Source organism: Phormidium pseudopriestleyi FRX01, assembly GCF_017313335.1.
GTDB lineage: Bacteria > Cyanobacteriota > Cyanobacteriia > Cyanobacteriales > Laspinemataceae > Laspinema > Laspinema pseudopriestleyi.
The window spans coordinates 1-6,626 of sequence record NZ_JAFLQW010000224.1 but is presented as its reverse complement, the minus strand read 5'-3'; the positions used below and the strand labels follow the sequence as shown (position 1 = coordinate 6,626).

Genomic DNA, 6,626 nt, shown 5'->3' with positions numbered 1-6,626 from the left:
AGCAAATATCTTAAGAAAGGTAGCGGCGACACTGGGATTTAATCTTAGTGGAGTCAGTAGGGGTGCTTTGACTACGCCCTTAAGGTTCAGATTCTGGACTCTTAAAGAATCCCACGCTCTAAAGAGCGTGGGAGTGTCAACCCTCCTGAACCTTTGACTAACTCCTGGAAAGAGTATCTGTTCACGCCAACTTTGCCCCGGGAGTTAAGTGTTAAGTGTACCCTCGGCAGAGTTCGCACCTTTATTCCCTGGACTCGTGATCCTGATACGATGATCGTAACGGATATTCTTCCCCAAACAGTTTTGGACGTTAATCGGCAAACCTACAAGCAGCTTAAATTGGCGCTGAGTCTGAATTTACGCCGTCAAATCTTTGTGGCAGTCTGTGATGACCTGCCTTTTAGAAACCGATTGGCCAAAGGTTTAGCGGTGGAGTTGAAAGCGGATTGTGAAAGCGGGGAAACCCTGGAGAATGGAGGTGGGAAAACGGGCAAATCGGTGTATCCCCGATTGGTCAGTTTGGAGTTAAATCTCCAAGACCCCAATCTGATTGCCCAAATTGAGGGATGGATTACTCGTCATCCTCTGCCAGATCCGCGATCGCCGTTGCCGGTGTTTCAGGTGCTAGGGTTAGAAAAATTAACCAAGGCAACTGCCGCAGTGCAATGGTCGTTTTTGGCGGACTTAGAGGCCAGTGAGGGCCGCTTGAGTGATGCGGGCGATCGCCTGTTTTCTTGTAGTATCCTGCTGTGGGTATCCCGTCCTTGGGGTCGAACTATTGCCCAATCTGCACCCCAATTTTGGCACTGTCGCACAGGACTGTTTGAGTTTGAGGGCGAACCCACCCCCGTCGCCCAGTCTCCAGAGTACAGTCAAACCCCCATTAAAGCATCTCCAGTCATCCCCAAATTACCAGAGGAACATCCGCAACCCCGGCAATTGCTACCATTAGAGCAATCCCGCCTGGAAAGAGAAGGCGACTACCTCCCCCTCAAAACTCCCACTCCCCTAATTATTGCCCAATCTCCCCCATCTCCCCCCAAACCTCCAGCAAAGCTGGTGGAATTAGTCTGGGCCGCAGTTAATGCACAAATCCCCGAGAATGTCAAGACTGAATTTGTGTCTTCTGCGGCTAATACCCTCCCCCTGAAACTCTTGGAAGAGGTGGAACAACTGCACCATAGCGGGAGTTCTCGGGGTGAATTGGCCGATGCTTATCTGAAATTGGGTTCGTTCTATCGGGATGGGTTATCTAAGGGGAGTGGTGGGGGTCAAAATGGGGCGACAGTCGCCCCGGAGTTGTTGCCGCAATATCTGACTCTGGCGATTCTGGCGTATGAAGAGGCGATCGCCTTGATGGAGAAGGATGTGCCGGAGTGGGGGGATTTGGCCAATGACTTGGGAAATTGTCACTGGATGCGATCGCGCTATCAATCGCAACCGGAGGAGAAACTCGCCGATTTATTCAAGGCAGTTGAACTCTATCACCAGGGATTGCAACATCTGGATGCCGAGGCCCAACCCGCTGTCTGGGCGAGGATTCAGAATAATTTAGGGGCAGTCTATAGCGAATTGGCCCGGTATCAAGACCGTCAGGAGAATTTAGAGCGTTCCATCCGGGCCTACCAACAAGCCTTAAACTATCGTAAGGGAGAATTGGGTGGGGATCTGCGGCCTTATGCGGCGACTCAGAATAATTTGGGAACCGCCTATTGGAATTTGGCCCAACATCGGGATGCCGGGGTGAATTTAAAACAAGCCGTTTCGGCCTATAGTGAAGCGTTGCGTCATCACGGACGGTCGGAACAACCCCTGGAATATGGGATGATTCAAAATAATTTGGGGACAGCCTATTGGAATTTAGCCCAGTATGAAAAACCGAAAGATTATCTGATGCTGGCGATCGCCGCCTATCAGATTGCTTTAATGTATCGGAAAAAACAGACACTTCCCTCGGCTCATGCTGCCACTCAAAATAATTTAGGAACCGCCTATTGGCATTTGGCCAATCACTCGCAATCGGAACCGGAACTGCGGGCGGAATTGTTACAAGAGGCGATCGCTGCCTACGATGCAGCAATTACCTTGGGAGAGACACTCTCTCAACAGGCCGGGGGTCAGTCTTCTCCCCAAAAAATGTTAGCCTTTGATCTGATTGCCGCTCATACGAACGTGGGATTGGCTCATTATCAACTGGTGACCCAAACCAGCGCCATCCCCGATGCCACCCCCCGCGCTCAACATCTCCAAGCTGCACTGGATCATTATATCCAAGGGGCGATCGCCACTCAAGACCAACCGGAACGCCATCAAAATGCCTGGGCCTATATTGTCCAAATTGTGCGCACCATTTATGCAGAATTTGGCATCGAGGGCCAAACTCGGGCATTATCACGAGTCCCAGGTTCCCTGTTAAGCGAACTCATGCGCCGCTTGTAACCCAGTTTCGGCTATCTCTGTTTTAAGATTGACAATTGTTAATAGCTAACAAGTTCAACCTAGAGAGAGTAGAGCCCGGGGAATACCTGTACAAGGAAAACCGAAAAGGTCATAATTCAACAATTAAAGCCAAGAATTGGCCAGATGACCCGTCGATTTTTAGAAAACAGAACAGGTATAAACTCAACTCGAAGGATGACCCAGAAGATTGCTATAATAATCACCAAACAATCATGGGATTTTAATAAGGAAGAAGGGGACAGAGCCAGCCAACGGGCAACCCCCCGCCAAAATTGGTCAAGCAATTGGTTCGCGAGCAAATTCTAAGGGCAGCGGAGGAAAACGCTAAAAAACGGATCCGAGTGCTAACTAAAGCCACCCCTAGATTTAGACAAGCGACCCGTGCAAACCCATTAGAAAAAACAGTAAACAAAAGCACTAGGAATTTTTGGGCGTGAACAGTACCCCTATCTTGAAAAAATTTGAGTCAAACAACCTGTTTCCCTTTGAGTTAGATCGATTTCAGCATGAGGCGATCGCCGCCTTAGAAGCAGGCCGGTCCGTGGTGGTTTGTGCGCCCACGGGGTCCGGGAAAACCTTAATTGGAGAATACACCATCCACCGCGCCTTAAAACGGGGTGGACGAGTCTTTTACACCACCCCCCTCAAAGCCCTCTCCAACCAAAAACTGCGCGACTTTCGGCAACAGTTTGGGGAGGAAAACGTGGGATTGCTTACCGGGGATATCTCAATTAACCGGGATGCAGCAGTCTTGGTGATGACCACGGAAATTTTTAGAAATATGCTCTACGGCACCTCCATTGGGGCCGTGGGGACTTCCTTACATGGAGTCGAGGCGGTGGTTCTGGACGAATGCCACTACATGAACGATCGCCAACGGGGAACCGTCTGGGAAGAATCAATTATCTACTGTCCTCCAGAGATTCAGCTAGTTGCCCTCTCTGCCACCGTTGCCAACGCCGGACAGTTGACCGAGTGGATCTCCCAAGTACATGGACCAACTGAGTTAATTTACTCCGATTATCGGCCCGTTCCCCTAGAATTTTACTTTTGCAGTTCCAAGGGACTATTTCCCCTGCTAAGTAAAGATCACACGAAGATTAACCAGCGCCTGATTAAAACCCCAGGCAAAGGCAGAGGGTCGAATCGAGACGAACCGGGGTTAATTGAGTTATTAATCCATTTGCATAAACAGGATATGCTTCCGGCGATTTACTTCATCTTCAGTCGTAGGCGGTGTGATGATGCAGTGACCCAAGTTTCTGACCTGAGTCTGGTTACGCCGAAAGAAGCGGCACAACTGCACAAACGAGTCCATGAATTTTTAGACAAAAACCCAGAAGCGGAACGCACGGGACAACTGCAACCCCTACTGCGGGGAATCGCCGCCCATCATGCCGGAATTTTGCCCGCCTGGAAAGGATTAGTCGAAGAACTGTTTCAGGCAGGTTTAATTAAAGTCGTCTTTGCCACGGAAACCCTCGCGGCGGGAATTAATATGCCAGCGCGGACGACAGTGATTTCCAGCTTATCCAAGCGGACCGATGATGGACATCGACTCTTAAAAGCCTCAGAATTCCTGCAAATGTCCGGTAGAGCCGGTCGTCGGGGGATGGATGAACGGGGGTATGTGGTCACCGTTCAGACCCGGTTTGAAGGGGCAAAAGAAGCGTCTTACTTAGCGACTGTGGGACCGGACCCGTTAGTGAGTCAGTTTACTCCCACTTATGGGATGGTCTTAAATTTGCTGCAAACCCACACCTTAGAAGAAACCAAGGAACTGGTGGAATCGAGTTTTGGGCAATATTTGGCAACCCTGCACCTGCAACCGAAACTCCAAGATATTTCCAAACAAACCCAGGAAGTGGCTACTCTCAAAAAGCAGTTACAAGGGGTGGATGAGGACCTGTGTAAGGGATATCAAAAATTACGCGATCGGATGAAGGTGGAACGGCAACTGCTCAAAACCTTAGAAGAGCAAGCCCTTGAATCGACCCGAACGATCGCCGCTCAAGCCCTTCCTGGGGCTGAACCGGGACAACTGCTCAGTCTCAAAGGCCGTCATATTGTCACCAAAGAGCCAATTTTGGCGGTTTTGGTCGCCAAAGCACCGGGACCGGGGAAATCGCCGATTTTGGTCTGTCTGAGTCAAAGCAATCGCTGGTATGTGGGGACCGGACTGGATGTGGTGGAATTGCATGAACCGCTACCGAAGTGGAATCAATATGAATCGCCTTTGCCTCCGGTGGAATTGGTCCTCAAACCCGGACAATCTCGCAAGGGAAATCAAGATACAGCGGCGATCGCCCAGTTGATTCCCAGTTCAGTTCCCACCTTTTATGCTCCAGAAGTGGTGGAACAGGAGGGGCGAATTGCGGCCCTGCAAGCCCAACTCAAGGACCATCCCCTGAATCAATATGGACATCCGGGCACCCTGGTTAAACATTTCAAACGCTATAAGCGCGTCGAAAGCGACCTCAGCAAGGTTAAAAATAAGCTGGATAGCCATCTCACGGCTCATTGGGAAGAGTTTTTGGATTTAATCAACATTCTGCAAGAGGTGGGATGTTTACGACAGTTGGAAACTCAAACTGATGGCGATGAAGATGCTGTTGAAAATCTGACCTTTGAGGTGACTCCCTTGGGAGAAAGCGCGGCAGCGATTCGGGGAGATAACGAGTTATGGTTAGGATTGGCCCTGATGTCTGGCTGTTTAGAATGGCTAGAACCCCATCAGTTTGCTTGCGCTTGTGCCGCTTTGGTGACGGAGGTTTCCCGTCCCGATAATTGGACGAATTATAATCTGGGACGAGAAGTGGATGGGGCGTTGTCGCAACTGCAAGGAGAACGACGGAAACTGTTTCAACTGCAACACCGGCATCGTGTGACCCTACCGATTTGGTTAGAACGGCAGTTAATTGCGATCGTGGAAGAGTGGGCGCTTGGGGTGGAATGGAACGAACTCTGTGCGAATACCAGTTTGGATGAGGGTGATATTGTGCGAATGTTGCGCCGGACTTTGGATTTCTTATCTCAAATTCCCTATGTTCCCCACATTTCTGACGAGTTGAAGGTGAGTGCTTATCGGGCGATTCAGCTCATTAATCGCTTCCCGGTGAAGGAGACGGTGGATTAAGTAATTGGCTGGTGGGTAGTGAAACGGTGGGCAGGTGGGCAGTGCCCACCCTACTCTCTTCAGCTATGGGGTTCCTGACCTAAGATTTCTGCATGGGACATTCCTGCGGACAACCAACCCAATACATCATACACCGTAATTCGCATTCGCCGAATCCCCGGCTTGCCCCCTCGCTTAACGGGTTCGATGGTAATAATATTTCGATATAGCAGCGCCTTTATCCGTTGTGGAATGCCCTCACCCCTTTCTCGTCGGCGGCCCAAAGGGGGAGAGGGGAGCTAAAGATGTCATAAATCATTTAGGATTGCTATAGCTCATGGCTAAGTCAAGTTTAGGGGTTTTCTTTAGTTTAGCCTAAATTAATCGGCGCTTCGTTCAAAATCTTTCGTACCGGCAAAATTGTTGCGGATTTTTCCCTCCACTACAATGTGGTCATTAGCTGCCTCAAGAAGCCGTATGTTAAAATCTAATTCATTTCTTAGGGCAGAACAGTCCAATGCTAACTTTAGACCAACTCATTTCAGAATCCATCGCATTATCCGATGCAGACAAGACGATCCTGATTGACAAAATCATGGAAAGCATGACCGACCCAATTGAGCAAGACATTTTGCGCGAGGGAATGCAGAAAGCACAAGCACGAATTGCTGAAATTGAAAGCGGCAAAGTCCAAACCATTCCTGGAGATATTGCCCTGGCTCAAGTCCGTCAACAATTCGGCCAATGAAATATGAATTTCACCCCACTGCCCTGCAAGAATATGCAGAAGCTGTACAATTTTTTACCCAGTACGACAAACATCAGGATTTTATCGACACTATAGAAAACTCTATATTTCGCATCGTTAGCGCACCCGATCGCTGGCCGATCATTAGCATCTTTTATCGCGTCTATTTAGATCGCATCGTGATTGCTGCGATCATCAGTTGTCGTCGCGATCCAAACTATTGGAAAGGTCGCCTGGAATCGTAAAGGTGAGGCACTACTTAACCTATCCCTTCGAGGGAGTTAAATGCATCGCTGATTTCGT

5 protein-coding genes are annotated in these 6,626 nt (G+C 49.4%); 4 read left to right on the top strand and 1 reads right to left on the bottom strand.

The features are described from left to right. Window positions 1-153 precede the first annotated feature (153 nt). The gene (locus J0895_RS08125; protein WP_207087601.1) at window positions 154-2,439 is read left to right on the top strand and encodes a tetratricopeptide repeat protein; all 2,286 of its coding nucleotides are present in this window, start codon (window positions 154-156) and stop codon (window positions 2,437-2,439) included. A 454-nt stretch (window positions 2,440-2,893) separates the two neighbouring features. Further along, the gene (locus J0895_RS08120) at window positions 2,894-5,596 is read left to right on the top strand and encodes a DEAD/DEAH box helicase (protein WP_207087600.1); all 2,703 of its coding nucleotides are present in this window, start codon (window positions 2,894-2,896) and stop codon (window positions 5,594-5,596) included. A gap of 59 nt (window positions 5,597-5,655) precedes the next feature. On the opposite strand, the gene J0895_RS08115 is transcribed toward J0895_RS08120, so the two are convergent. Further along, window positions 5,656-5,859, bottom strand: coding sequence for a DUF433 domain-containing protein (locus J0895_RS08115; protein WP_479724799.1), 204 nt, complete (start codon window positions 5,857-5,859; stop codon window positions 5,656-5,658). 233 nt (window positions 5,860-6,092) lie between these two features. Here J0895_RS08115 and J0895_RS08110 point away from each other — a divergent pair, with 233 nt between their 5' ends. Next, window positions 6,093-6,323, top strand: a complete 231-nt coding sequence (locus J0895_RS08110) for an addiction module protein (RefSeq protein ID WP_207087599.1) — start codon at window positions 6,093-6,095, stop codon at window positions 6,321-6,323. Next, complete coding sequence (locus J0895_RS08105) at window positions 6,320-6,568, top strand: type II toxin-antitoxin system RelE/ParE family toxin (RefSeq protein WP_207087598.1); 249 nt, start codon at window positions 6,320-6,322, stop codon at window positions 6,566-6,568. The genes J0895_RS08110 and J0895_RS08105 overlap by 4 nt, the downstream gene beginning before the upstream one ends. Window positions 6,569-6,626 lie beyond the last annotated feature (58 nt).